The sequence below is a fragment of the Bradyrhizobium sp. IC3123 genome, from assembly GCF_020193625.1.
GTDB classification, from domain to species: domain Bacteria; phylum Pseudomonadota; class Alphaproteobacteria; order Rhizobiales; family Xanthobacteraceae; genus Bradyrhizobium; species Bradyrhizobium yuanmingense.
In genome coordinates, this window is record NZ_JADYVF010000004.1 from 543,771 (window position 1) to 567,869 (window position 24,099).

The window sequence follows — 24,099 nt, forward strand, 5'->3', positions numbered from 1 at the left end:
CTTCGCGAGCGCATTTGCAGTCTTCGAACCGGACGCGAGCAGCCTCCGTCCAACTGGGCACGCGGGCCACAACGGACCGCCTCAACCCCGGATGGAGTTTCACATGTCGATCAAGACCAAGATTGCCGCCGCAGCTCTCGCTGCTCTCACTGTTGCCGGCAGCATCGCATCCACCACCACCTCGGCCGAAGCCAAGCAGCCCGGCTGGGTCTGGGGCGTCGGTGCCGGCATCGCCACCGCCGCCGTCGTCGGCTCCGCGATCGCCGCCAGCAACGATCCCTATTACCACGGCTATCACCGCTGCGGCTGGGTCGCCCAGTACAACGCCTTCGGCCAGTACGTCGGCCGCGTTCGCACCTGCTACTGATCTGAGTATCTGAGGCCGATCTCCACGTGGATCCCGCGTCCGACACGGGCGCCTCATCCACCCCGTGTCGTGCCCCCGACCCCGCCCGGCTGTCCCCCCGGGCGGGTCATTCGTGTTGCGGCCAGAACAGCCCATGATGAGTCGGACAACCCTTCCGATTGCACGTTCCGCGTGTCAGGATACGAATGGGTGGCTGGAGGGCGAGCGTGAGTTGGCAGATCTCAATTGGATCGATCCTGATTGCGATCCTGACATCGACACAGGCATGTCCCGAGCCGGCCTCACAGCCGCTAACGGCGACCCAGGGCGACAGCCGCCCTGCCGTAGACCTCGAGCTCGTCATCGCAGTCGACGTTTCTTACTCAATGGAGCCGGATGACCTTGCAGCCCAACGCGAAGGCTATGCCAAGGCCATCGTCTCGCAGGAGTTTCTCCGGGCGGTGCGAGCCGGTCCTGCCGGCAAGATCGCGCTGACCTATTTCGAATGGTCATCGACCAGCGACCAGAAAATTGTCGTTCCCTGGCGACAGATCGACGGGCCGGGAGCGGCTGAGGCGGTCGCAACTGAAATCACCAATGCACCGATCCGCCGCGGTTCGCGCACCTCGATTTCAAGTGCAATTAAGTTCGCCGCCTCGCTATTCGAGCAGAACCCCTACAGTGGTCCGCGCCGTATCATCGACGTCTCGGGCGATGGCCCCAACAGCAATGGCGATCCGGTCACCTCAGCGCGCGACACAGCGTTGCAGCAAGGCCTCGTCATCACAGGCCTGCCGGTCATGACCAACGCGACACCCGCTGCTCCGACAGACTTTCAGCATATCGATCATATCGATTGGTACTATGAGGATTGCGTGATTGGCGGCCCAGGTTCGTTTGTTGTGCCGATCACCAACCGTGAAAATTTCGAGGAGGCGATCCGGACCAAGCTGGCTCTCGAGGTGGCGGGCCTCACGCCGAAACAATCGCCGGCGCCCTCTACGGACAAGGAGCCGCGGGTTCTCTGCACGATCGGCGAGAAACTCTGGCAGGAGCGCTGGGGCGCGATCACACCGGCGAGCAATGGTCCGGCGATGAGCAAACCGGCGGCGAGCAGTCCGTCCAGCAAGGAAGACGCGCTGCTCGACAAGAAGATCAAGGGCATCTGCCGCGGCTGCTAGATGCTTCCGCCGGCCCGGGAGGCCGGCCCGTCGCCCCTCCCATCCGTCCCGGATAGGTCCTCCCGCAGAGGCCGGGCTCTGCTTGAGCTGTCCAGGTTGCTGGCCGAGAAGAGGCGTTGTTGCACCCGTGTCACACAGTGGTGCGAACTCTCCTCTACGACAACGCACGTCAGTTGCTCTTGCGAATTATTCGCAATAAGGCTTGTCGCAGATTCAGGAGCTTGGGACGAAGTCGAGGCGAATCGAGACCATCTCGGCCGGTCGCCTCGAACGCGGAGGCCTGGTGACAGAATCGCCGCGACCCGGCAGGGATATCGCGGCGGGTGGGACACATTCGCGTTTGGGGGCGTGCGTTTGGCGTTGAGAGGTCACAGACACCGGTGCTTGCGAACGGCCGCGGCGATTGCCACGGGCGTGCTGGCTTTTCCGACCGCCGGCCGCGCGGCCGATCTGCCGCTGAAGGAGCCGGCCTTGAGAGCGGTCTATGACTGGACCGGTCTCTATATCGGCGCGCATGCCGGCTACAGCCGCGGCTCGTCGCGCTTCGCGCTGAACGACGGCACCGCACTCGGCGACAGCGGCGTCTTCAGCGGCATGATCGGCGGCGTGCAGGCGGGCTACAATTACCGCCTCAACTCCGGCTGGCTGGTCGGCGTCGAAGGCGATTTTACGTTTCCCAACTACATCACCTCGAACTCGATCGTCTCGTTCCTGGCAACGCCCGCCAACACCGTCACCCAGCAATGGGACTACGCCGCGAGCGTGCGCGGCCGCGTCGGCTACACCAGCGGTCCCTGGCTCATCTATGCCACCGGCGGCTTCGCCTGGATGGGCGAGCGCTATTTCGACGCGCCGGCCTCCGGCGCCGAAATCCCGAAGATCCTGAACACGCGGCCCGGCTGGGTCGCAGGCGCCGGCCTCGAATACGCCTTCGCGCCGCATTGGAGCGCGCGGCTCGAATATCTCTACAGCCGCTTCGACGGCGCCAACGTCGCCTTCTCCACGGGCGCGCAATACACGTCCTCGTCGCTCGACTTCCAGCAGGTCAGGCTCGGCCTCAACCGCAAGGTCGATTGGCCGGGCCTGCCTAGCTATGATCCGAAGAGCTCACTGATCGACACCGAATCGGACCGCTGGGAGATTCACGGCCAGACCACTTATCTTCCGCAAGGCTATCCATCCTTTCCCGCGCTCTATACCGGGCCGAACTCGCTGTCGCCATCGCGGCAGGCCAAAGCGACCTGGAGCAACAGCCTGTTCCTGAACGCGCGGCTGTGGGACGGCGGCGAGGTCTATTACAATCCCGAGCTGCTGCAGGGATTTGGGCTGAATGACACGGTCGGTGCGGCCGGCTTCCCGAACGGCGAAGCGCAGAAGTCGAACTTCCCCTATCCGCACTACAACACCTCGCGCCTGTTCGTGCGCCAGACCTTCGGCTTCGGCGGCGAGCAGGAAGAGCTCGCGAGCGGTCAGCTGCAGCTGGGGCAGAAGGTCGACGTGTCGCGCCTGACGATTCAGGCCGGCAAGTTTCCGGTGATCGACGTGTTCGACGGCAATGCCTACGCCAAGGATACGCGCCGGGATTTCATGAACTGGTCGATCTGGGCGCCCGGCGCCTTCGACTATTCCGCCGACAAGGTCGGTCTCACCTACGGCGTCACCGCCGAGCTCAATCAGAAGCAATGGGCGCTACGCGGCGGCTATTTCCTGATGGTCTCCGAGTCCAACGCCAATCACTTCGACACCAGGGTCGGGGAGCGCGGTCAATATTTGCTCGAGCTCGAGACGCGCTTCTCGCTGTTCGGCCGGCCGGGCAAGCTCAGGACCATCGGCTGGCTCGATAGCGCCAACATGGGCAGCTTCCGCGAGACGCTGGACAATCCCGCGCTCAATCTCGACATCGCGCAGACCCGGCGCGGCCGCCTGAAGTACGGCTACGTGCTCAACCTCGAGCAGGCGATCACCGACGATGTCGGCCTGTTCGGCCGCTGGAGCTGGAACGACGGCAAGACAGAAACGCTGGCCTTCACCGACATTCATCGCAGCCTGTCCGGCGGCGTTTCGATCAAAGGCACGACTTGGGGCCGACCCGACGACGTGATCGGCGTCGGCGGCGCGATCAATGCGATCTCGCAGGATTATCGCGACTTCCTCGCCGCCGGCGGCCTTGGTGTGCTGGTCGGCGACGGCGCGCTGAACTACCGCAAGGAACGTATCCTTGAAACCTATTACGCCTATGCGGTGAACAAGAACATCACCCTCACCGCCGACTACCAGCTCATCGTCAACCCCGCCTACAATGCCGACCGCGGACCGGTGTCGGTGTTTTCGGGGCGGCTGCACGGGGAGTTCTGAGCTCGACGCGACTTCGGTGCGCGCGACGCGTCCTTCGAGACGACCGCGTCGCGGTCTCCTCAGGATGAGGCTAAGCAACACCGGCGCCCGTGGAAATAGCTGCCGCATAGTCCGTCCTCATCCTGAGGAGCCCGCCAGAGGCGGGCGTCTCGAAGGATGGACCGCGGGCACGTCGCTCTTCAATGCGATTGCCTCACCAAGCGGCGAGAGACGCTCGTCACGCCGCGCGGATCGCGTCCAGGAATTTTCCGACCTCGACCTTGAGCCGGCTGCTCTCGCCGGACAGCGATCTCGCCGATGCGAGCACGTTGGAGGAGGCCGATCCGGTCTGGTTGGCACCGCGCTGCACGTCGACGATGCTGGCGGAGACCTGCTGGGTGCCGCGCGCGGCCTGCTGCACATTGCGTGAGATCTCGCGCGTCGCTGCGCCCTGCTCCTCGACCGCCGCGGCGATGGCGGACGCGATCTCGGACATGCGGGAGATGGTGTCGCCGATCGACTTGATGGCGCCGACGGAGTCCTCCGTCGCGGCCTGGATGCCGGAGATCTGCTGGCTGATTTCGCCGGTCGCCTTGGCGGTCTGCTCGGCCAGCGCCTTGACCTCGGACGCGACGACCGCGAAGCCGCGACCGGCCTCGCCGGCGCGCGCCGCCTCGATGGTGGCGTTGAGCGCCAGAAGGTTGGTCTGGCCGGCGATCTGACTGATGAGCTCGACGACGTCGCCGATCCGCCCCGCAGCCCTGGCGAGCTCGCCGACATGCTCGTTGGTCCGCCCGGCCTGCTGCACGGCCTCGCCGGCGATGCGCGCGGAATCCTGAACCTGACGGCTGATCTCGTCGACCGACGAGGCCATCTCCTCGGCCGCGGCGGCAACGGTCTGCACGTTGGTGGAGGCCTGCTCGGATGCGGCGGCAACGGTCGCGGTGACCTTTTCCGATTGCTCGGCCGTGCTCGTCAGCGTTCCCGCGGAGGCTTCCAGCTCCGAGGATGCCGATGAGACGGTGTTGATGACGTCGCCGATCATGGCTTCGAACTCGCGCGCGATCTGATCCATGCGCTGGCTGCGCTTCAGCTTCGCTTCCGCTTCGATCGCGGCCGCCTCGTCGGCGGACTTCTTGGCGAGCAGCGAATCCTTGAAATGCTGGAGCGAGCCTGCGACCTGGCCGATCTCGTCGCTGCGGCCCGTCGCCGGAATCTCGACCTCGTGCTGCCCGGCGGCGAGCGCTCCGATCACGTCGGCGATCCGGCCGAGCGGCGTCACCACACGCCTGCGCAGCATGATGGTTACGCCACCGAGCGTGCCGAGCAGGGCCAGCACGGCGACACCGGCCAGTGCGAGCATCGCCAGCGCGCCGTCGCGCGCGGCCGAGGCACGCTCGGCGGCTTCCGCCAGCGCGGCGTCGCGCACGCCGTAGAACATCTGGATGGCCGGCACGATGACCTTCGCCAGTTCGTCGGCGGTGGCAGCATATTTGCCGTCGCTCCGGGCCGCAGGAAGCTCCTTGTCCACAGCAACTGCAGCTTTTCCGAAATATGATTCCGTCGCAGCCTTCAGCGCGGTGGCGATGCGGACGGGATTTCCGAGTTGCTCGAGACCGGCCTCGATGCGCTCGCGATCGACCTCCACGCGTCCCTGCATGCGGTCCATCAGCGACAATTCGGCCGCGGTGAGCGGACGGCGCGCGGAGAGCGCTGGGGACAGCGTGGCCGCACGGCTGCCGGCCGAAACACGCAGGTCCTGCGCCGTCCGCGCCAGGTTCAACAGCGCCGCAAGCGAGGAATCGGCGTTGATCACCTTGGCCTCGAGCTTGTTCATGACAGGCTCGAGATTGGCGAGGACCTCGGCAACACCGGGCAGGAAGCCCTTTGTCACGGCGCTGTCGCGCGTCGCGAGGGGAACGCTCATCGCACGATCGGCCGCGGCGGTGATGTCTTTCAGCCGCCGCGCTGCACGGTCGAGATTCTCGGCAATCGCGCCGCCGTCATCCAGCACCATGACGGCGCGCGTTGCGGCCTCGAAGCCCGCCTCGGCCGTTTTCGTGGCCTTCGTCGCAGCTTCGAGCTGCGCCTGCGTTGCGGCGCCCTCCTGGAAGATCGGTCCGATATAGGGAGCGCGAAGGCTGGCGACGTGCTGGCTGGCCATCAGCGTCGCGCCAAAGGCATCGACCGTCTTGATCGCGTCGGAGCGGTTCGTGAAGATGCGGGCCTGCGGTATCAGCACCTCGGCGCCGAGAATGACTGCAAATACCGTCACCGTCAGCATCGACAGCGCAAAAAGCTTCCCGATCCGCATCCTCAGGTTCCCCGACTTTACTTCTGCAATGTCGAAAACCTAGCCGGCGGGCCACTAAGGGCTCGTTAAGCAACGATCCGTAGTTCCGCGGGGTGTCAAGTCGTCGCGGACGCCCTTGGGAACGCCGTCGCGCGCGGGTTCCCTTTCGGCATGAACAAGCAGAATCGCCAGCACTTCCGCACTGAATACCTATATCAGTGGCTTGCCGGCATCCCGGCCACACTTGCTTACCTCCGGAACGTCAATGCTTTCGCTCGAACTCGCCATCGTCGTCGTCCTGATCGTCATCAACGGCCTGCTCTCCATGTCGGAGCTGGCCGTGGTGTCATCGCGCCCAGCGCGGCTGTCGCTGCTCGCGGCCAAGGGCGTGCGCGGCGCCGAGCGGGCGCTGACGCTGGCGGCCGATCCCGGCAAGTTCCTCTCGACGGTGCAGATCGGCATCACGCTGGTCGGTGTGCTCTCCGGAGCGTTCTCGGGCGCGACGCTCGGGCAGCGGCTGACGCAATGGCTGCTCGAGCTCGGCCTGTCCCCAGGTATTGCCGACATCGTCGGCGTCGGCATCGTGGTCACGCTCATCACCTACGGCACTCTGATCGTCGGCGAGCTGGTGCCGAAGCAGGTGGCGCTGCGCGACCCCGAGAGCATCGCGGTGCGGGTCGCGCCGGCGATGCACGCGCTCGCGAAAATATCGCTGCCGCTCGTGTTTCTGCTCGACGTCTCCGGCAAGCTGATCCTCACACTGCTCGGCCGCGGCGGCAAGGCCGAGGAGAAGGTCTCGGAGGACGAGATCCATCACCTCGTCAGCGAGGCCGAGAGCGCAGGCGTGCTCGAGCCGGGCGAGAAGGAGATGATCGCCGGCGTGATGCGGCTAGGCGACCGGCCGGTCGGCGCGGTCATGACGCCGCGCACCGAGGTCGACGAGATCGACTTGAACGACGATCCCGCCGCCATCCAGGACATCATCGCCAAGAGCCCGCATTCGCGCTTTCCCGTCTCCGACGGCGACCGCGACAAGCCGATCGGCGTGCTGCAGGCCAAGGATTTGCTGATCGCCTATATGAACGAACGCAGCCCGGACCTGCGCGCGCTCGTGCGCGAGGCGCCCGGCATCCCGGTGTCGGCAGATGCGCGCGACGTGCTGACCATCCTGAAAGCGGCCCCAGTTCACGTCGGGCTCGTCTACGACGAATACGGCGCCTTCGAGGGCATGGTGACCGCCGCCGATATCCTCTACTCGATCGTCGGCGCCTTTCATTCCGAGGAGGGACCGCCCGAGCCGGCCTTCATCAGGCGCGACGACGATTCGCTGCTGGTCTCCGGCTGGATGCCGGTCGACGAGTTCGGCGAACTGCTCGGCATCGAGCTGCCGCCGCATCGCTACAACACGGTCGCAGGCCTCGTGCTGCAACAATTCAACATGCTGCCCGATGTCGGCGATGCCTTCGATTTCGGCGGCTGGCACATCGAGGTGGTCGATCTCGACGGGCGAAGGATCGACAAGATATTGGCGAGCCGATTGACTGAGGTCGAGACGGGGTAGCAGGTGACGGCGCACCCGCTTTTCCTTCTCCCCTTGTGGGAGAAGGTGGCGCGAAGCGCCGGATGAGGGGTTGTCTCCGCACATTCAATCGAAAATTGGATTCGCGGATAGAACCCCTCACCCGTCTCGCCGCTACGCGGCGAGCCACCCTCTCCCACAAGGGGAGAGGGAAACATCATCACCCGAACCTGACCCCGATCCGCTTTTCCTTGCGCCAGACCACCGTGCAGGTCCGATGCGTGCCGTCGGCCTGGACGAACAGGGTGAAATGATCGGGAATGCCGACGGGGCTGGCGACGTCGAGTGCGGCGCCGGTATCGGAGAGATTGCGGACGGTGCAGTCGATCGCGCCGCCGCCGAACTCGATCGTTCCGGCCTTCAGCACGCGATGTCGGGCCTTGTCGCGTCGCTCGTCCATGGGGCGAATCTACACCCAAAGTTGAACCAGCCGTTAAACCCTACCCTCCGCTCTCGGCAATTTGAGGTCCCTGGCCTACGGCAGCCGCAGCCCGCATCTTACAACGCCGGCTGGAACGTCTCGGCGCGCGCCATCTGCCAGGCGTCGCGGAACCGCGGGTCTTCCGTGCCTTCGAGCAGCTCGCCCGGACGCAGCGCCGGATAGAGCTGCGCGAACGACTTCACCTGGGTCGTCGACGTCCGTTGGCTGAAATGGATCGGCCGCAGCTGCTGCGGATGTTCGAGCCCGGCCGCGGCGATCAGCTCGGTCAGCGAGTGCAGCGTGGCGTGGTGATAATTGTGCACGCGGTCGATCTTGAGCGGCACGTAGAGCGCGCGCGCCCGCGTCGGGTCCTGCGTCGCCACGCCGGTCGGGCAGCGGTCGGTGTGGCAGCTCAACGACTGGATGCAGCCGAGCGAGAACATGAAGCCGCGCGCCGAATTGCACCAATCGGCGCCGATCGCCATGGCGCGCGCCATGTCGAAGGCGGTCGCGATCTTGCCGGAGGCGCCGATCTTGATGCGGTCGCGCGCATTGATGCCGACCAGCGCGTTGTGGACGAAATTGACGCCCTCGCGCATCGGCATCCCCAGATGATCCATGAACTCAAGCGGCGCGGCACCGGTGCCGCCCTCATTGCCGTCGACGACGATGAAATCAGGATAGATTCCGGTCTGCAGCATCGCCTTGCAGATCGCCAGGAACTCCCAGGGATGGCCGATGCAGAGCTTGAAGCCGGCCGGCTTGCCGCCCGAAAGGCGGCGCATCTCGGCGATGAACTGCATCATGCCCACGGGCGTCGAGAAGGCGCGGTGCGAGGCCGGCGAGATGCAGTCCTCGCCCATGGCGACGCCGCGGATCTTGGAGATCTCCTCGGAGACCTTGGCCGCCGGCAGCACGCCGCCATGGCCGGGCTTGGCACCCTGGCTGACCTTGAGCTCGACCATCTTGATCTGGTCGTCGCCGGCGACGCGCGCGAACGCTTCGGGATCGAAGCTGCCGTCGAGATGACGGCAGCCGAAATAGCCCGAGCCGATCTCCCAGATGATGTCGCCGCCCATCTCGCGGTGATAGGGGCTGACGCCGCCCTCGCCGGTGTCATGGGCGAAACCACCCTTTTTGGCGCCGGCATTCAGCGCGCGCACGGCGTTGGGGCTGAGCGCGCCAAAACTCATCGCCGAGATGTTGAACACCGAGGCCGAATAGGGCTTTGCGCAGTCCGGCCCGCCGATCACGACGCGGAATTTCTCCGTCGCATGCGCCTTCGGCGAGACCGAGTGATGCATCCACTCATAGCCCTCGCGATAGACGTCCTCCTGGGTGCCGAAAGGACGCTTGTCGAGCTCCATCTTGGCGCGCTGATAGACCACCGCGCGGGTGTCGCGCGAGAACGGCATGCCGTCCTTCTCGCTCTCGAAGAAATATTGCCGCATCTCGGGGCGGATCTCTTCGAGCAGGAAGCGGATATGCGCCGAAATCGGGTAGTTGCGCAGCACCGCGTGGCTCTTCTGCAGGAGATCGCGGACGCCGAGCAGGGTCAGCGCGCCGAAGATCAGGATCGGAATCAGCAGGATGTCGAAGATCTTGCCGTCGGAGATGCCGATGCCGATCAGGAGCGCGGTGACCACCGCGCAGATCGTCAGCACGATGAAGCGCGGCGAGAAGGGCAGCAGCAGGGTTTCCATGATCCCCTCCTCCGCCAGCGGCAGGCGTTTCGGGGATGCATGCGTCTTGTTGTCGTCGGCCACGATTCCGATCCTCTCGCCAGCAGAAGGCGTCACGATACGCCCGCGCCTGTCATACGGATATGACGCCGCCCTTGTTTCAGGCTAGCGAATTCGGCCGAGACAAATCAATCAGCCGGATGGACGGATTTTGCGGTGCAGCAGAGGGGTCGGATGGGGTCAGGCTGGAGGCGGCGCAAGCCATGCAGTGTCCCGAACAAGCGCAAGCTCAGACCCGGGACCCAGAATGCAACAGCATACGATGCGGCGAGATGGACCCCGGCTCTGCAGCGCACCGGCGAAGGGGCGCTGCGTCCGGGACACGAGACCGTGGTGCTTAGCGCTCGACGAAGGCCTTCTCGATCACGAAATGGCCGGGCTTGTTGCCGCTTCCTTCGACGAAGTCGCGGCTCTCGAACATCTGCTTCAGCTCTTCCAGCATCGCCGGGCTGCCGCACATCATGATGCGGTCGGTTGCGATGTCGAGCGGGCCCTGCCCGATGTCGTTGAAGATCTGCTCGGAGCTGATGAGGTCGGTGATGCGGCCGCGATTCCGGAACGGCTCGCGGGTCACGGTCGGATAATAGACGAGCTTATCCGCGAGCAGCTCGCCGAACAGCTCATCCTCGCGCAGGGTCGCGACCAGCTTCTCGCCATAGGCGAGCTCGGAGACCTGACGGCAGCCATGCACCAGCACGATGGACTCGAACTGGTCGTAGACCTCGGGGTCCTTGATCAGGCTGGCGAAGGGCGCAAGGCCGGTGCCGGTCGAGAGCAGCATCAGCCGCTTGCCGGGAAGCAGGTTGTCGGTGATCAACGTGCCGGTCGCCTTGCGGCCGACCAGGATGGTGTCGCCTTCCTTGATCTTCTGCAGGCGCGAGGTCAACGGACCGTCCTGCACCTTGATCGAGAAGAACTCGAGCTCTTCCTCGTGGTTGGCGCTCGCCATGCTGTAGGCCCGCAGCAGCGGCCGGCCATCGACCTCGAGGCCGATCATGGCGAACTGGCCGTTCTGGAACCGGAAGCCGGTATCGCGGGTGGCGCGGAAGCTGAACAGCGTGTCGGTCCAGTGGTGGACGGAAAGAACCTTCTCTCGGTAAAACGCGCTCATGATTTCGATATTCCGAATAACTGCGGTTTTAGGGCAAAAGCGTTGCCCGGCCCTGAAATCGGGCGGTCACCATTTGCCATGGCGGAGGATTTCGCGTGTGTGATCTACGCCATTGAGACCAATAATCAACCTCGTTTCGGATGCAATTGATGCCGGTCAAACCGGCATTTGCGGCAGAACTGGTCACATCATTAAGGAATCTGCTGCCTGGCGCGCGCGGAGGATAATTTCTTTTCCCTCCCGGCCTTCATTGCAGCACTTAATTTCCGGCGCGCTCGCAAGAATTTCATTAAGATAGCTCTGATTTTCAGCCGGTTTGGCGCCGATGCCCGCATTTTTGCGGCTTTTGGCGACAGGAATGACGAAACACCATGGCAAGCGGCGAGCGGATCTTCGTTCAGGCGATCAGGCGGTATTGCGCGGAGAGGGGCATCGCGGTCGATGTCCGCTCCGACGGCTGGCTGATCGCAATGCGCCGTGGGCCGCGGCGCCGTTTCGCCTTCGGCTACGACATCGGCCTCAACAACGCCATCGCCCATCGCCTCGCCAATGACAAATCGGCCACCGCCGAGGCGCTGACGCTGGCGGAGGTGCCCTGCGTTCCGCACCGGCTGTTCCTCAACCCGAAGCTGGGCGTGCATGTCGCCGGCGCCGATTGGCGCGAGGGAATGCTGGCGCAGCTTGCCCAAAACCCGCAGGGCGTGGTGGTGAAGCCGAACGAGGGGACATCAGGGCGATCGGTGTTCAAGGTGACGACGGAGGCGGAGCTCGACCGGGCGGCCAGCGAGGTCTTTTCGATGAGTACGGGGCTCGTGATCTCGCCCTTTGTCGCGATCGAGGAGGAGGTCCGCGTGGTCCTGCTCGATGACATGCCGCTCGTCGTCTACAGCAAGCAGCGCGGCTCAGATTGGCGGCACAATCTCGATGCCGGCGCAAAGCCGGTGTTGCTGGAGGACGGCGAAGTCCGCGCGGCCTGCGCAAAGCTCGCGATCGATGCCGCGTGCGCCATCAGCATCGTCTTTGCTTCGATCGACGTGGTTCGCGTGAACGGCGAATGGAAGGTGCTCGAGATCAATTCCGGCGTGATGATGGAGGCGCTGGGCAAGCTGCATCCGGAGCTGGTGCAGGCGGCGTATGGCGCGGCGCTCGACCGGGTGTTTGATAACAATTAGCTGCGAAGCACACTGCACCCTCTCCCCTTGTGGGAGAGGGTGGCTCACCGCGTAGCGGTGAGACGGGTGAGGGGTCTCTTTCCGCGCGCGAGCCTCTCGCAACAGGACTCGCGGATGCAACCCCTCATCCGGCGCTTCGCGCCACCTTCTCCCACAAGGGGAGAAGGGAAGTAAGCGCTAATTCTTCGCGCCCGGGGAATCGTCCATCGCCTTGAACGCCTCCTCCAACTGCAGCGAGATCGGCACGTTCAGGCGCTCGCCTGTGGGCAGTCGCGCGGTGAACCATTTGTTTGTGGAAGGCGCGCTCGACGCAACACGCCTTGCGTGCGGCCGCGTTGTCGGGATGTTCCCGTTGTGAAATGGAAAGCGGCGATCTAGCCTTCATGCAGCGCACGACGCATGCGGCTTGCACGCTTTCCTTGCGGCGGCTGCATCAATGATCGTCAAGCAAATGAAAAGGGAAACGCCATGAGCGGCAACATCAATCGCCAGATCCTGCTGGTGGAGAAGCCCAGCGGCAAGCTCGGTCCCGAACATTTCAAGATGGTCGAGGGCGCGATGCCGGAGCCGAAGGATGGCGAGGCCTTGCTGCGCGTACGCTACATCTCGCTCGACGCGGCCAACCGCGCCTGGATGCACGGCGCGACCTATCGTTCCGCCGTCGAAGCCAACAGTGTCATGGCCGGCGGCGCCATCGCCGAGGTCGTCAACTCGAAGGCAGCGGGGCTTGCGCCCGGCGATATCGTATTCGGCGACACCGGCTGGCAGGAATTTGCCGCCGTGCCGGCGAAGCATCTGACCAAGATGCCGAAGCTCGAGCCGATGACGCACCTGCTCAGCGTGTTCGGCATCGCCGGCCTCACCGCTTATTTCGGCCTGCTTGAGATCGGCAAGCCCAGGGAGGGCGAGACGGTCGTGGTCTCCGCAGCCGCAGGCTCGGTCGGCTCGATCGTCGGACAGATCGCCAAGATCAGGGGATGCCGCGTCGTCGGCATCGCCGGCGGCGCCGACAAGTGCAACTGGCTGACCTCCGAGCTCGGCTTCGATGCCGCCGTGGACTACAAGGATGGCGCGGTGTTCAAGGCGCTGCGCGCAGCGGCGCCTGATGGCATCGACGTCTATTTCGACAATGCCGGCGGCGACATCCTCGAAGCCTGCCTGCCGCAGATGAACAATTACGGCCGCATCGCCTGTTGTGGCGCGATCTCGCAATATGACGGCGCGCCTGCCGCACATGGCCCGCGCGGCGTGCCCGGCCTGATCGTGGTGAAGCGGCTGACCATGCAGGGCTTCATCGTGATGGACTACATGAAGGACCGCGAGCGCGCGCTCGCCGATCTCCAGGCCTGGGTGAAATCCGGCAAGCTCAAGGTGCAGGAGGACATTCTCGATGGACTTGAGACCACGCCGAAAGCGCTGATCGGATTGCTCGCAGGCGAGAACCGCGGCAAGCGCATGGTGAGACTGACGACGTAGTCGCGCCCCAATTGCGCCGGCACAATTGACTTGCGGTAGAGGCCGAAGCGGCCAAAGATGCCGCTCGCGAGCTGACCCTCGCGACGATTGCGCTTGCATATTTTTTCAGGATGGTCGGCGTTCCCGATCGGGCAGGAATTCATTCAAATGTTCAAAACGTTGAAGCATGCATCGACGCGCACAGCGTTGCTGGCGACGGCACTCTTCGCAACTGCAACAGGAGCGTTCGCGCAGACCGAGGCCCAGAAAAGCGCGATCCGGTCCGCATGCCGCTCGGACTTCATGGCGCATTGCTCGAGCGTGACGCCTGGCGGAGTGGAGGCGTATCAATGCCTCGCCAAGAACATGTCGAGCCTGTCGTCGGGCTGCCAGGCTGCGGTTCGCGCGGTCGAACCGGCCGCCGCGCCGAAGACCGAAGCAGCGCCCGCCAAATCTGAACCGGCCAAATCTGAACCGGCCAAGTCTGAACCGGCAAAAACGGAAGCGGCGCCGGCTGCCGCGCCAGCTTCCAAGCCGGGAGCGGCGGCGGCGCCGAAGGCAGCAGCAGCAAAGCAGCCGAGCCCCGCGCAGGTTTCCGCGATCAAGAGCGCCTGCCGCGGCGATTATCCCAAGGTCTGCGCCAGCGTGCCGCCCGGCGGCGCGCCCGCGCTCGAATGCCTGGAGAAGAACAAGGCGAAGGTGTCGGCCGGTTGCGCCAAGGCGGTGAATGCGGCTTTCGGTGGCGGAGCGGCCGCGCCTGCTTCCGCTGCTGCACCGGCCGCAGAGGCGGCGCCTGCCGCGGCTCCGGCCGCCATCGTGCTGCGGCCATTGCTGCCGCGCGAAGAGCTGTTCATCGTGCGGTCGGCTTGCGGCGCCGACATCCGCACCCTCTGCGCCGGCGTGGCGCCCGGCGGCGGCCGGATGATCCAATGCATTTCCAACCGGGCGGCATCGCTCTCGCCGGCCTGCAAGGAGGTGCTCGCGCCTTTCGCGGCGCGATGAGACCGAGCGGGCTTAATTCGTCCGCGGCATGAATTGCGGTGCGTGACGCGAAGGTTTGCGCGTGCTGAGGCGTAAACTAACCGATCCTTGTTTGAAAGGCCGCTACGACCACGACAAGCCCCGGGAGGACAACATGCGTTCATTGCTGCTCGTTGCTTCTGCGCTTCTGGCCTTCGCCGCCACCATGACCTTCGATGCCACCGACGCCAATGCGGTGGTGTGCGCACGCGGCGTCGTTCGCGCCGACTGCGCCGGCCCGAACGCGGCCGTGGTCGTCCGCAAGCCGGTGCCGGCGGTCCGCTGCACCCGGGTTCTGGTGAACGGGGTCTATGTGAAGCGCTGCGTCTGACCCCCCGGTGGCCAATCCGCCCCGGTTTGGCTATGATTCGCACCTGACAGTTTCGGACGCGCACGAGCGTGTCCGGACACGTGCTTTGGCGTGCCGCGCGCTGGCAATAATTCCGCTGGCGCAGGACACCGGAGCACATTAGTCTACCCCTAGATAGTAAGTATACTGTCAATTAGGGAGGCAGACGTTGCGGATCGCCGTGATTGGCGGGGGGCCCGGTGGGCTCTACTTCGCCTATCTCTGGAAGAAGCGTCACCCCGAGGATCAGGTCGACCTGTTCGAACAGAACCCGGCCGACGCGACCTGGGGCTTTGGCGTCGTGTTCTCCGACCAGGCGCTGGAATTCCTGCGCGCCGACGACCCCGAGACGGTCGATGCGATCGCCCCGCACATGGAGAGCTGGGAGAACATCACGCTGCACCTGCATGGCGACAGCGTCGCCATCGACGGCGTCGGCTTCTCCTCGATCGGCCGGCTGGAGCTGCTCAGATTCCTGCAGCAGCGCGCATTCGCTATCGGCGTCACGCCACGCTTCGACACGCAGATCCAGGCGATCGACCAGCTCAACGGCCACGATCTGATCGTTGCCGCCGACGGGCTGAACTCGCTGGTGCGCCGCGCCTATGAGGGCGATTTCGGCACCTCGCTGTCCTACTCATCCAACAAGTTCGTCTGGTACGGCACCTCGAAACGCTTCGACACGCTGTCGCAGACTTTCGTGAAGACCGAACGCGGCGCCTTCAACGCCCATCACTACCGCTATTCGCCGACCATGAGCACCTTCCTGGTCGAATGCGATTACGCCACCTGGCAGGCCTATGGGTTCGCCTACAAGGACGTCGAGCAGTCCAAGGGCGTCTGCGAGGAGGTGTTCGCCGACACGCTCGGCGGCCATTGCCTCGTCTCCAACAAATCGGTCTGGCGCAATTTTCCCTGGATCTGGAACGAGCACTGGTCGTTCAAGAACATGGTGCTGCTCGGCGACGCCCTGCATTCGGCGCATTTCTCGATCGGCTCGGGCACACGGCTCGCGATCGAGGACGCCATCGCCCTCGTCAAGGCGCTGGAGTCGGATGCGCATCTTGCGACCGCGCTGCATCGCTATCAGGCCGCGCGCAAGCCCATCGTGCAGAAGCTCGTCAACGCGGCGCGCACCAGTGCGTTCTGGTACGAACATTTCGCCGAGCACATGAAGCTTCCCCTGATGGACTTCGCCTACAGCTACATCACCCGCTCCGGCCGCATCGACGATTCCCGGCTGCGTGCGATGTCGCCGGCCTTCATGGCCCGCTACGAGGCGGCCAGGAACGCCGGAGACGGCGCCGAAGACAAGGGCGGAGATGCGGCATGAGCCATGGCATCCGTGACCAGGTGCCGGCGGACAGCGATGGCGCGCGCGAGGTCGGCTTTGCCGTTCCCGACATCTACAATGCCGGCCGCGTGCTGTTCGACAATCTCGGCAAGGGCCGCGGCGACAAGCTCGCTCTCCTGGGGCCGGCAGGCACGCGCACTTATTCCGAGCTCTGCGCGGAGGCCTGCCGCTGGGGCAACGGTTTCGCCTCGCTTGGCCTTGCGCGCGGCGATCGCGTGCTGTTGTTTCTCGACGACACGCCGGCCTACCCCGCCGCCTTCTTCGGCGCCGTGCGCGCCGGCTTCGTGCCGTTGCTGATCAACACGTTGACGCCGCCGGACTTGTTGCAATTCTACCTCGCCGATTCCGGCGCGACCGTCGCGGTGGCGGATGCGGAATTCGCAGCGCGCTTCAATGCCGAGGCTTGCAGGGAGACCAAGCTGCATACGCTGATCGTCGCCAACGGCGCGCCCGGCGAGCACGCAGCGCCGCGGGCGCTCGCGGCGGCGAGCTGGCTCGCGCAATTTTCTGCTGAGCTGGCGGAAGCGCCGACGCAGCGCGACGAAATGGCGTTCTGGATGTACTCCTCCGGCTCGACCGGACGGCCCAAAGGCATCGTTCACCTGCAGCACGACATGGCCTACACCGATGCTGCCTTTGCGCGGAACGTGCTGAAGCTGACGCCTGACGACATCTGCTTCTCGGTGCCAAAAATCTTCTTCGCCTATGGTTTTGGCAATTCCGTCACCTTCCCATTCTCGGCCGGCGCTGCGACGCTGCTGCTGCCGGGCCAGCCGAAGCCGGCAGCGATCTTCGCGGCGATCGAGCAGTACAAGCCGACAATCTTCTTCGGCCTTCCGACACTGTACACCGCGCTAACCAAGGCCGAGGGCGCGGACAAGACGGACTTCTCGTCGCTGCGCATGGCACTCTCCGCCGCCGAGGTGCTTTCGGCCGAGGTCTTCAACGGCTGGAAGACGCTCACGGGGCTCGAAATCGTCGAAGGCCTCGGCTCGACCGAGGTGCTGCACATTTATCTCTCCAACCGGCCCGAGCAGAAGAAGCTCGGTGCTGCGGGCCTGCGCGTTCCCGGCTACGAGGTCGCGCTGCGCGACAAGGACGGGCGCGAGGTCGGCGACAAAGAGGAAGGGATCCTGTGGGTGCGCGGCGATTCCAACACGCCGCTGTACTGGAACCGGCCGGACAAATCCGCCGAGACCATCCGCGAGGGCGGCTGGATCTACACCGGTGATCGCTTCGTGCGGGATGCCGACGGCTTCCACTTCTTCCGTGGCCGCGCCGACGATCTCATCAAGATCTCCGGCCAGTGGGTCTACCCGCTCGAGGTCGAGCTGTGCCTCGCCGATCACCCCGACATCCGCGAATGCGCGGTGTTCGCCGCCGAGCTGCCGGACCGTCGCATGACGCTGAAGGCGGTGGTGGTGATGAACAACCGTGCGGTCGACCAGAGTGAGGCGACGCGCAGGCTGCAGGACTATGTCAAGGGCAGGCTGCTGCCGTACAAATATCCGCGCGAGGTGATCTTCATCGACGAGCTGCCGAAGACCGGCACGGGGAAGATCGATCGGCAGGCGTTGCTGCGGATGTGAGGCGCGCTGTCATCGCCCGGCTTGACCGGGCGATCCAGTACTCCGAGACGGTAGCGGTTGAATCGAGACGCCGCGGGGTACTGGATTCCCCGCCTGCGCGGGGAATGACAGTCGAGATTGAGGGCGACAGTGTCGCTCTACAACTGGAGCCCCTCACCCAGCCTTCCCAAGATGCTCCAGCGCGTCCTCCGCGCGCAGCGGCACGCGGGAGGCTTCGTTGTTGAGATCGACCAGCTGCGCCAGCAGGCCCATCAGCGCCTTGCGGTCGGCGGGCTTGAGCGGCTCCAGCATCCGGGCCTGGGCGCGCTCGACGGCGGGGATGATCTCGCGCAGGATCGCGGCGCCGGACTTCGTCAAGTACAGGAGCTTGATCCGCTTGTCTTCCGGTGCCGGCTTGCGCTCGATATAGGCCTTGGCCTGGAGACGTTCGATCACGCTGCCGAGCGTGGAGCGGTCGAAAGCGATCACCGCCGACAGCCGCGTCGCGTCGATGCCGGGATGGGTGTGGATCGCGACCAGCGCGGCATATTGCACCGGCGTGAGGTCGAACGCCTTGCACTCCTCCATGAAGATCGAGACGGCGATCTGCTGCATGCGCCGGAACAGATAGCCCGGCGCGGCATAGACCGCGTCGATCGTGATCGGAGGGGGCGGCTTACTCGGCATCGGGCTGCTTCTCCGGCGCGGCATCGGCAAATGCCGGCAGTGCCTTGGCGGCGGCCTCGGCCTGGAGCAGGCGCGGATAGGCGGAGACGTCGACGCCGAAGCGGCGCGCATTGCCGAGCTGCGGCACGAGGCAGAGATCGGCCAGCGTCGGCGCATTGCCGAAGCAGAATGGGCCCTTCTCGTCCTTGATCAGCGTCTCGCAGGCCGACAGGCCCTCGCGGTTGACCCAGGCGGCCCAATCCTGGACCTTCTCCTCGGGCAGGCCGAGCTCACGCAGCCGCGCCAGCACTTTCAGGTTCTGCACCGGATGGGTGTCGCAGGCGATCGCCAGCGCAAACGCCCGCACCTTGGCGCGGCGCAGCGGATCCTTCGGCAACAGCGGCGGATTGGGATGGGTCTCGTCGAGCCATTCGATGATGGCGACCGATTGCGTCAGCACTCCGCCCGCATCGTCCTCCAGCGCCGGCACCAGGCCCTGCGGGTTGATGGCGAGATAGCTGGGGGCGCATTGCTCGCCCTTCCGCAAATGATGCGGCAGATGCTCGGCGCCGAGCCCCTTGAGGTTCAGCGCGATCCGCACGCGATAGGCGGCGCTGGAGCGGAAATAGCCGTGCAGCTTCATTGAGACCTCCCTGCTTTTGTCATTCCGGAGCGACGCGCCAGTGTTGAGCCCGGAATCCATACTCCCGATCGTGGTTATGGATTCCGGGCTCGCCGGGCCACGCGTTGCGCGGCCCTTCGCCCCGGAATGACAACCTTGTATGTCATCCGTCACGTTGACGCTACCTAGATCCTCAGTATACTGTCAATCAACAAACGATCGGGAGCAGCAACCATGGAAGCCGTGACCAAGACGCCGGAACGCGAGGCGTTCTACCGGAAGATCGACGGCGAGAATCTCACCGCCCTGTGGACGGTGATGAGCGACCTGATCACGCCGGAGCCGAAAAGCGCGTGCCGGCCGCACCTCTGGAAGTTCGACGTCATCCGAGACTACATGACGGAGGCCGGCAAGCTGATCACCGCCAAGGAAGCCGAGCGGCGCGTGCTGGTGCTGGAGAACCCGGGGCTGCGCGGTCAATCCAAGATCACGACCTCGCTCTATGCCGGCGTGCAGATGGTGGTGCCCGGCGACGTCGCGCCTGCGCACCGGCATAGCCAGTCGGCGCTGCGCTTCGTGCTCGAAGGCAGGGGCGCCCACACCGCGGTGGACGGCGAGCGCACTGCGATGGAGCCCGGGGACTTCATCATCACGCCGTCGATGACCTGGCACGATCATTCCAACGAGACCGATCAGCCGATGTTCTGGCTCGACGGCCTCGACATTCCACTGGTGCAATTCTTCGACTGCTCCTTTGCCGAAGGCGCGAAGGAAGACCAGCAGAAGATCACCAAGCCCGCGGGCGACAGCTTTGCCCGCTACGGCCACAACCTCTTGCCCGTTGATGTGAAGCGGAGCTCGAAGACTTCGCCGATCTTCAGCTATCCCTATGCCTACACCCGCGAGGCGCTGGAGAAGGCCAGGACGAGCCAGGAATGGGACGCCTGCCACGGCCTCAAGCTGAAGTTCAGCAACCCCGAGACCGGCGATTTCGCGATGCCGACCATCGGCACCTTCATTCAGCTGCTGCCGAAGGGTTTCAACACCGCGCGCTATCGTTCGACCGATGCGACGGTGTTCTGCCCGATTGAGGGTAAGGGTCGGAGCCGCGTCGGCGATACAATGTTCGAATGGGGGCCGCGCGATCTGTTCGTGGTGCCGAGCTGGCATTGGGTGACGCACGAGGCGGATGAGGATGCCGTGCTGTTCAGCTTCTCGGATCGGCCGGTGCAGCAGAAGCTGGATCTGTTCAGGGAAGATCGCGGGAACGCGTGACGGTCGCCGGTCTCGTAGGGTGGGCAAAGGCGCCCTTGCGCCGTGCCCACGTCTTCGCGACTCATGAAGGAATGGTGGGCACGCTTCGCTTTGCCCACCCTACGGCGCCGGTGATCGCATCTAGCGCCAGTGCAACAGCCGCATCTCCAGCCAGCCGATCACCTTCCCCACGACGAGGCCGAACACCGACAGGATCACGACGCCGGCGAGCAGCTGATCGGTCTGCATCAGGTTGCCGGCCTGAAGCACGAAGGCGCCGATGCCGTATTGGGCGCCGATCATCTCGGCGCTGACGACCAGCAGCAGCGCGACGGAGGCGGTGATGCGGAAGCCGGCAAGGATCGCCGGCAGCGCGCCCGGCCAGATCACCTTGCGCACGATGGTGGCGAACGGAACGTTGAAGCTCTGCGCCATGCGGATCAGGTTGCGCGGCACGGCATCGACGCCGCTATAGACCGAGATCGCGGTCGAGAAGAACACCCCTAACGCAATGGTCGCGATCTTCGGCTCTTCGCCGATGCCGAGCCAGAGAATGAGCAGCGGCAGCAGCGCGATCTTCGGAATCGGAAACAGCGCCGAGATGAAGGTGATGCCGACGCTGCGCGCAAGGCGCGACAGGCCGATGGCGAAGCCGACGGCGATGCCAGCCGCCGTTCCCAACAGCCAGCCGACGCCGATCCGCAGCAGCGAGGCCGAAACATGCTGCCAGAGTGCGCCGGAAACGGCGAGCTGATAGATCGCGCGAACAATTGCGGAAGGAGTCGGCAGAAACAGCGCATTGACGAGGCCGGCGCTGCCGGCGGCCTGCCAGATCGCGATAAGCAGGCCGAGCGCGATCCAGCCGCCGTACCGGCTCGAGGCAGGCACGAAACCGGCGCCGCGGAAGCGGACGGGCCGCGTCGCTTCGTTCTTGGCCGTGTCCGTTGCCGCGCGATCAAGCATGCTGGAACTCGCGCTCGGCATCGATCGCCTCGTTGCGGATCAGCGACCAGATCTGGTTCTGCAGCACCAGGAGCTTTTCGCGCGCCGCCGCTTCGCCGCGCGTCGCCCGCGCCATCGGCACGGTGACGACCTCGCGGATGCGGCCAGGACGGCGCGACAGCACCACGATGCGGTCGGCGAGCCGCACGGCCTCTTCGAGATTGTGGGTCACATAGACCGCGCCCATGCCGCCATCTGCGAGCAGGCGGATGAAATCCTCCATCAAGAGCTCGCGGGTCTGCGAATCCAGCGCCGAGAGCGGTTCGTCCATCAAGAGGATCGCGGGCCTCACCGCAAGCGCGCGCGAGATGCCGACGCGCTGGCGCATGCCGCCGGAGAGCTGCTTTGGATAGGTCTGGCGAAAATCGGTGAGGCCGGTGCGGCGCAGCGCATCCTCGACCAGCGCGCGGCGCTGCGCGGCCGAGAGCTGGGTGTGCAGCAGCGGGAATTCGACGTTTTCCTCCACCGTCGCCCAGGGCAGCAGCGCGAAGTCCTGGAACACGAAGGTCAGCGGATTGAGACTGTCCGCCGGCGGCGCGCCGCGCAGCTCGGGCGCGCCGGAGGTCGGCTGCAGCAACCCGCCGAGGATCGACAGCAGAGTGCTCTTGCCGCAGCCGGAGGGCCCGACGATCGCCACCACCTCGCCGGCCCCGACGGTGAACGAGACGTCGTCGAGCACAGCGAGATCGCCGAAGCGATGGGAGATGTGGCTGGCGATCAGGTCCATGCGATCTCGTCTATCCCTGCGTCATTCCGGGATGGCCCGACCGACCAGACCCGGAACCTCGAGATTCCGGGTTCGATGCTTCGCATCGCCCCGATGTGAAGACTGTTACCGACTTAGGGGTTTTCTCCGGGAAAATCGAGGGTTTGCCGAAACTGGAGTGTCACATCGATGCGAATGTGACACTTTTGGCTCCCGTTTTGTTCTAGCATGGCTCAAAAATTCTTGTTCTGCCTTACGCTCTTAAATAGCCCCAACCTCTCAGCTCTATCCGAAAACGCCTGACTTACCGCTCCCCATTCTATGCCCAGCCTCTTTTGGCATTTTTCCGTGAGTTCAAGGGCCTCCGCAAACAACTCCCTGCCTGCCTGAGTTTGATCGGCCAGTATCTTCACCATGCCTTCCATATCTTTGGGCCGAAGAGTTTGGCGAGAAGTATGCGCGACAATGCCGCCGAAGCCGAAGCCGTACCAAAACCCATGCACGGTTTTAACGCGCACATCATTGAACGCGCGGGCGCGCTTGATGAACTTTTTCAACCGTGCGCGATCATCCGGATCGTCTTCCAAAATCTCCCCAAACACCGTTTCTATTGCTGTACAGAGCAGCGCAAAGTCGTGCGTGACCACGGGCTTCGCCCAATGAAGGCTTAGTTCTGTCACCTCACAAAGAACATATTGCAGGGCAAGTTCGACGCCCGCGAATTGCAGAATGAATTTGCCGATTGCTCGCTCTGCTTCTTCTGTCCGCCTCCGATATTCTTCGTCGTCTATCATCACTCGGCCCCCAGCAGTTACGTCCTAGACCCGGCCCGCCATCGCGGCGCGAGCATTGCGCGCCCGGTCGGCCATCTTGGTGTAGCGCTCGACCTCCTTCGAGGTGAGGTGACCCGAGATCGCCTGTATCTGGTGAATGGTCTTGCCATCGTTGGCGAGGTCGGTCAGGCAGCGCTTGCGAAGGCCGTGAGGCGTGTATCCGGGTGGCAAGCCAGCCTTGGCCCATTCGTCGGCAAACGAATCGGTGAAGCCCTGCGTCGCGAAGGACCCGCTCCGGGCGCCGACTAGCCACGTCTTGAGGCCGGTGGCCTTCGTCTTCTTGATCACGTCGAGTAGCTCCGCCGGGATGGGCGTATCAACTGTGATCGGCTTGCGCTCGCGATTCTTGTGCTGGGTGTATTTGAGGAAGGTTGCCGAGCGGCCGTCCTCAAGTCTGCCTTCATAGGTGTTCGGCGGTCCGACGCGGATGACGTCGGAGCGCCGGAACGCCAGCGCGTTGATCATCTCGATGGCCAGCCGCATCTTGGTGCCGACCGGGAATTTCTGCCGGGCCTGCTCCAGCAACGTCACGGGCCATGTCAGGTGACCTTCCTCCGACTCGCCATTCTCACCAACGTGCAGCTTTGGCTTGCGCTTCTTGATGTCGAGCGCCGGGTTGACGACCAGCAGCTTCCGCTTGATAGCGTACTTGAACAGGTCGCGCATCGCGTCGAGCCACTGGTTGGCGCGCGACGGCTGGTCAATCATCTTGGCGAAGATCTTCTCGATGGTCTCCTGTTCGATCACCTTGACGATCAGATCGCCGTACTTTTCGCGAAACTCTTCAATGTAGCGCTTGTGCCGGTCCTTCATCGATTGGGGGCGGCCGGTGTAGTCGAGCGAGCCGAGATACTCGCCGCACAGCCAACCCACGGTGCCATAGGTGGCGCGGGCCTCGCCCGGCGCCACGACAGCCACCGGCTCCGCCATCGCGGCCAGATACGCGGTCAGGAAATCCTTGCTGTTGGCGAGCGTCGCCTTGTCGCCGCGATAGCCGGGCGGTACCGGCAACTCGGCCGGCTTGTAGCCGGGCCTGCGGAATCGAATCCGCCAGTTGCCGTCCTGCTTCCACTGCTTCAGGTAACGCATCG

Annotated in this window: 21 protein-coding genes and 1 pseudogene; 11 read left to right on the plus strand and 11 right to left on the minus strand. The window is 64.6% G+C overall.

Annotated elements, in window-relative coordinates:
* Positions 1–103 precede the first annotated feature (103 nt).
* The 3 genes from I6F20_RS16945 (at position 104) to I6F20_RS16955 (ending at position 3,882) form a co-directional block, all read left to right on the plus strand.
* Complete coding sequence (locus tag I6F20_RS16945) at positions 104–367, plus strand: hypothetical protein (RefSeq protein ID WP_036014244.1); 264 nt, start codon at positions 104–106, stop codon at positions 365–367.
* 206 nt (positions 368–573) lie between these two features.
* On the plus strand, positions 574–1,527 hold the full coding sequence (locus I6F20_RS16950) for a DUF1194 domain-containing protein (protein WP_225127056.1): 954 nt from the start codon (positions 574–576) through the stop codon (positions 1,525–1,527).
* Positions 1,528–1,911: 384 nt separating this feature from the next.
* Positions 1,912–3,882, plus strand: a complete 1,971-nt coding sequence (locus I6F20_RS16955; protein WP_109141692.1) for a carbohydrate porin — start codon at positions 1,912–1,914, stop codon at positions 3,880–3,882.
* A gap of 217 nt (positions 3,883–4,099) precedes the next feature.
* On the opposite strand, the gene I6F20_RS16960 is transcribed toward I6F20_RS16955, so the two are convergent.
* Entirely contained in the window at positions 4,100–6,175 is a 2,076-nt protein-coding gene (locus tag I6F20_RS16960) for a methyl-accepting chemotaxis protein (protein ID WP_225127057.1), read from the minus strand.
* A 244-nt stretch (positions 6,176–6,419) separates the two neighbouring features.
* Here I6F20_RS16960 and I6F20_RS16965 point away from each other — a divergent pair, with 244 nt between their 5' ends.
* A complete protein-coding gene (locus I6F20_RS16965; protein ID WP_036026403.1) occupies positions 6,420–7,715 on the plus strand; it encodes a hemolysin family protein in 1,296 nt (431 codons plus the stop codon).
* Between the two features lie 178 nt (positions 7,716–7,893).
* Here I6F20_RS16965 and I6F20_RS16970 read toward each other — a convergent pair whose 3' ends face one another.
* The 3 genes from I6F20_RS16970 to I6F20_RS16980 form a co-directional block, all read right to left on the minus strand.
* Complete coding sequence (locus tag I6F20_RS16970) at positions 7,894–8,133, minus strand: PilZ domain-containing protein (RefSeq protein ID WP_036014228.1); 240 nt, start codon at positions 8,131–8,133, stop codon at positions 7,894–7,896.
* Between the two features lie 98 nt (positions 8,134–8,231).
* Positions 8,232–9,920 (minus strand): FMN-binding glutamate synthase family protein, encoded by a 1,689-nt coding sequence (locus I6F20_RS16975; RefSeq protein ID WP_370129210.1) that lies wholly within the window; start codon positions 9,918–9,920, stop codon positions 8,232–8,234.
* Positions 9,921–10,233: 313 nt separating this feature from the next.
* Positions 10,234–11,007, minus strand: coding sequence for a ferredoxin--NADP reductase (locus I6F20_RS16980; RefSeq protein WP_036014229.1), 774 nt, complete (start codon positions 11,005–11,007; stop codon positions 10,234–10,236).
* Between the two features lie 371 nt (positions 11,008–11,378).
* Here I6F20_RS16980 and I6F20_RS16985 point away from each other — a divergent pair, with 371 nt between their 5' ends.
* Positions 11,379–12,179, plus strand: coding sequence for an ATP-grasp domain-containing protein (locus I6F20_RS16985; protein ID WP_225127058.1), 801 nt, complete (start codon positions 11,379–11,381; stop codon positions 12,177–12,179).
* Between the two features lie 177 nt (positions 12,180–12,356).
* Here I6F20_RS16985 and I6F20_RS16990 read toward each other — a convergent pair.
* Positions 12,357–12,479, minus strand: a pseudogene (locus I6F20_RS16990) (amino acid ABC transporter substrate-binding protein); the annotation flags it as partial.
* Between the two features lie 168 nt (positions 12,480–12,647).
* Here I6F20_RS16990 and I6F20_RS16995 point away from each other — a divergent pair.
* The 5 genes from I6F20_RS16995 to I6F20_RS17015 all read left to right on the plus strand — a co-directional run bounded on the left by I6F20_RS16995 (position 12,648) and on the right by I6F20_RS17015 (position 17,946).
* A complete protein-coding gene (locus tag I6F20_RS16995) occupies positions 12,648–13,655 on the plus strand; it encodes an NADP-dependent oxidoreductase (protein ID WP_225127059.1) in 1,008 nt (335 codons plus the stop codon).
* A gap of 147 nt (positions 13,656–13,802) precedes the next feature.
* Positions 13,803–14,636 carry a cysteine rich repeat-containing protein gene (locus I6F20_RS17000; protein ID WP_225127060.1) on the plus strand — a complete coding sequence of 278 codons (834 nt, stop codon included), beginning with the start codon at positions 13,803–13,805 and terminating at the stop codon, positions 14,634–14,636.
* 133 nt (positions 14,637–14,769) lie between these two features.
* Positions 14,770–14,985 carry a hypothetical protein gene (locus tag I6F20_RS17005; RefSeq protein ID WP_225127061.1) on the plus strand — a complete coding sequence of 72 codons (216 nt, stop codon included), beginning with the start codon at positions 14,770–14,772 and terminating at the stop codon, positions 14,983–14,985.
* A 187-nt stretch (positions 14,986–15,172) separates the two neighbouring features.
* On the plus strand, positions 15,173–16,336 hold the full coding sequence (locus I6F20_RS17010) for an FAD-dependent monooxygenase (RefSeq protein WP_192893001.1): 1,164 nt from the start codon (positions 15,173–15,175) through the stop codon (positions 16,334–16,336).
* Positions 16,333–17,946, plus strand: coding sequence for a benzoate-CoA ligase family protein (locus tag I6F20_RS17015; RefSeq protein WP_225127062.1), 1,614 nt, complete (start codon positions 16,333–16,335; stop codon positions 17,944–17,946). The genes I6F20_RS17010 and I6F20_RS17015 overlap by 4 nt, the downstream gene beginning before the upstream one ends.
* A gap of 153 nt (positions 17,947–18,099) precedes the next feature.
* On the opposite strand, the gene I6F20_RS17020 is transcribed toward I6F20_RS17015, so the two are convergent.
* Together I6F20_RS17020 and maiA are read right to left on the minus strand one after the other, a co-directional pair.
* Complete coding sequence (locus I6F20_RS17020) at positions 18,100–18,612, minus strand: MarR family winged helix-turn-helix transcriptional regulator (protein WP_225113689.1); 513 nt, start codon at positions 18,610–18,612, stop codon at positions 18,100–18,102.
* On the minus strand, positions 18,602–19,234 hold the full coding sequence (gene maiA / locus I6F20_RS17025) for a maleylacetoacetate isomerase (RefSeq protein WP_109145513.1): 633 nt from the start codon (positions 19,232–19,234) through the stop codon (positions 18,602–18,604). Before maiA ends, I6F20_RS17020 begins: the two co-directional genes overlap by 11 nt.
* A 213-nt stretch (positions 19,235–19,447) precedes the next feature.
* On the opposite strand from maiA, the gene gtdA reads away from it, so the two are divergent.
* On the plus strand, positions 19,448–20,488 hold the full coding sequence (gene gtdA, locus I6F20_RS17030; protein ID WP_225127063.1) for a gentisate 1,2-dioxygenase: 1,041 nt from the start codon (positions 19,448–19,450) through the stop codon (positions 20,486–20,488).
* A gap of 120 nt (positions 20,489–20,608) precedes the next feature.
* Here the strand turns inward: gtdA and I6F20_RS17035 are convergent, their stop codons facing one another.
* From I6F20_RS17035 to I6F20_RS17050, 4 genes are all read right to left on the minus strand, one after another.
* Positions 20,609–21,430, minus strand: a complete 822-nt coding sequence (locus tag I6F20_RS17035; RefSeq protein ID WP_057027465.1) for an ABC transporter permease — start codon at positions 21,428–21,430, stop codon at positions 20,609–20,611.
* On the minus strand, positions 21,423–22,196 hold the full coding sequence (locus I6F20_RS17040) for an ABC transporter ATP-binding protein (RefSeq protein WP_225127064.1): 774 nt from the start codon (positions 22,194–22,196) through the stop codon (positions 21,423–21,425). The genes I6F20_RS17035 and I6F20_RS17040 overlap by 8 nt, the downstream gene beginning before the upstream one ends.
* A gap of 212 nt (positions 22,197–22,408) precedes the next feature.
* Positions 22,409–22,969: a hypothetical protein gene (locus I6F20_RS17045; RefSeq protein ID WP_225127065.1), complete on the minus strand. Its 561-nt coding sequence runs from the start codon at positions 22,967–22,969 to the stop codon at positions 22,409–22,411.
* 24 nt (positions 22,970–22,993) lie between these two features.
* On the minus strand, positions 22,994–24,097 hold the full coding sequence (locus I6F20_RS17050; protein WP_225127066.1) for a site-specific integrase: 1,104 nt from the start codon (positions 24,095–24,097) through the stop codon (positions 22,994–22,996).
* Positions 24,098–24,099 lie beyond the last annotated feature (2 nt).

Excerpts from the sequence above, each read along its gene's own strand:
- I6F20_RS16970 (WP_036014228.1), bottom strand. The coding sequence starts at position 8,133 with ATGGACGAGCGACGCGACAAGGCCCGACATCGCGTGCTGAAGGCCGGA.
- I6F20_RS17035 (WP_057027465.1), bottom strand. The coding sequence starts at position 21,430 with ATGCTTGATCGCGCGGCAACGGACACGGCCAAGAACGAAGCGACGCGG.
- I6F20_RS16980 (WP_036014229.1), bottom strand. The coding sequence starts at position 11,007 with ATGAGCGCGTTTTACCGAGAGAAGGTTCTTTCCGTCCACCACTGGACC.
- I6F20_RS17045 (WP_225127065.1), bottom strand. The coding sequence starts at position 22,969 with ATGATAGACGACGAAGAATATCGGAGGCGGACAGAAGAAGCAGAGCGA.
- maiA (WP_109145513.1), bottom strand. The coding sequence starts at position 19,234 with ATGAAGCTGCACGGCTATTTCCGCTCCAGCGCCGCCTATCGCGTGCGG.
- I6F20_RS17020 (WP_225113689.1), bottom strand. The coding sequence starts at position 18,612 with ATGCCGAGTAAGCCGCCCCCTCCGATCACGATCGACGCGGTCTATGCC.
- I6F20_RS17000 (WP_225127060.1), top strand. The coding sequence starts at position 13,803 with ATGTTCAAAACGTTGAAGCATGCATCGACGCGCACAGCGTTGCTGGCG.
- gtdA (WP_225127063.1), top strand. The coding sequence starts at position 19,448 with ATGGAAGCCGTGACCAAGACGCCGGAACGCGAGGCGTTCTACCGGAAG.
- I6F20_RS17015 (WP_225127062.1), top strand. The coding sequence starts at position 16,333 with ATGAGCCATGGCATCCGTGACCAGGTGCCGGCGGACAGCGATGGCGCG.
- I6F20_RS16995 (WP_225127059.1), top strand. The coding sequence starts at position 12,648 with ATGAGCGGCAACATCAATCGCCAGATCCTGCTGGTGGAGAAGCCCAGC.
- I6F20_RS16965 (WP_036026403.1), top strand. The coding sequence starts at position 6,420 with ATGCTTTCGCTCGAACTCGCCATCGTCGTCGTCCTGATCGTCATCAAC.
- I6F20_RS16960 (WP_225127057.1), bottom strand. The coding sequence starts at position 6,175 with ATGCGGATCGGGAAGCTTTTTGCGCTGTCGATGCTGACGGTGACGGTA.
- I6F20_RS17040 (WP_225127064.1), bottom strand. The coding sequence starts at position 22,196 with ATGGACCTGATCGCCAGCCACATCTCCCATCGCTTCGGCGATCTCGCT.
- I6F20_RS16945 (WP_036014244.1), top strand. The coding sequence starts at position 104 with ATGTCGATCAAGACCAAGATTGCCGCCGCAGCTCTCGCTGCTCTCACT.
- I6F20_RS17005 (WP_225127061.1), top strand. The coding sequence starts at position 14,770 with ATGCGTTCATTGCTGCTCGTTGCTTCTGCGCTTCTGGCCTTCGCCGCC.
- I6F20_RS17050 (WP_225127066.1), bottom strand. The coding sequence starts at position 24,097 with ATGCGTTACCTGAAGCAGTGGAAGCAGGACGGCAACTGGCGGATTCGA.
- I6F20_RS16985 (WP_225127058.1), top strand. The coding sequence starts at position 11,379 with ATGGCAAGCGGCGAGCGGATCTTCGTTCAGGCGATCAGGCGGTATTGC.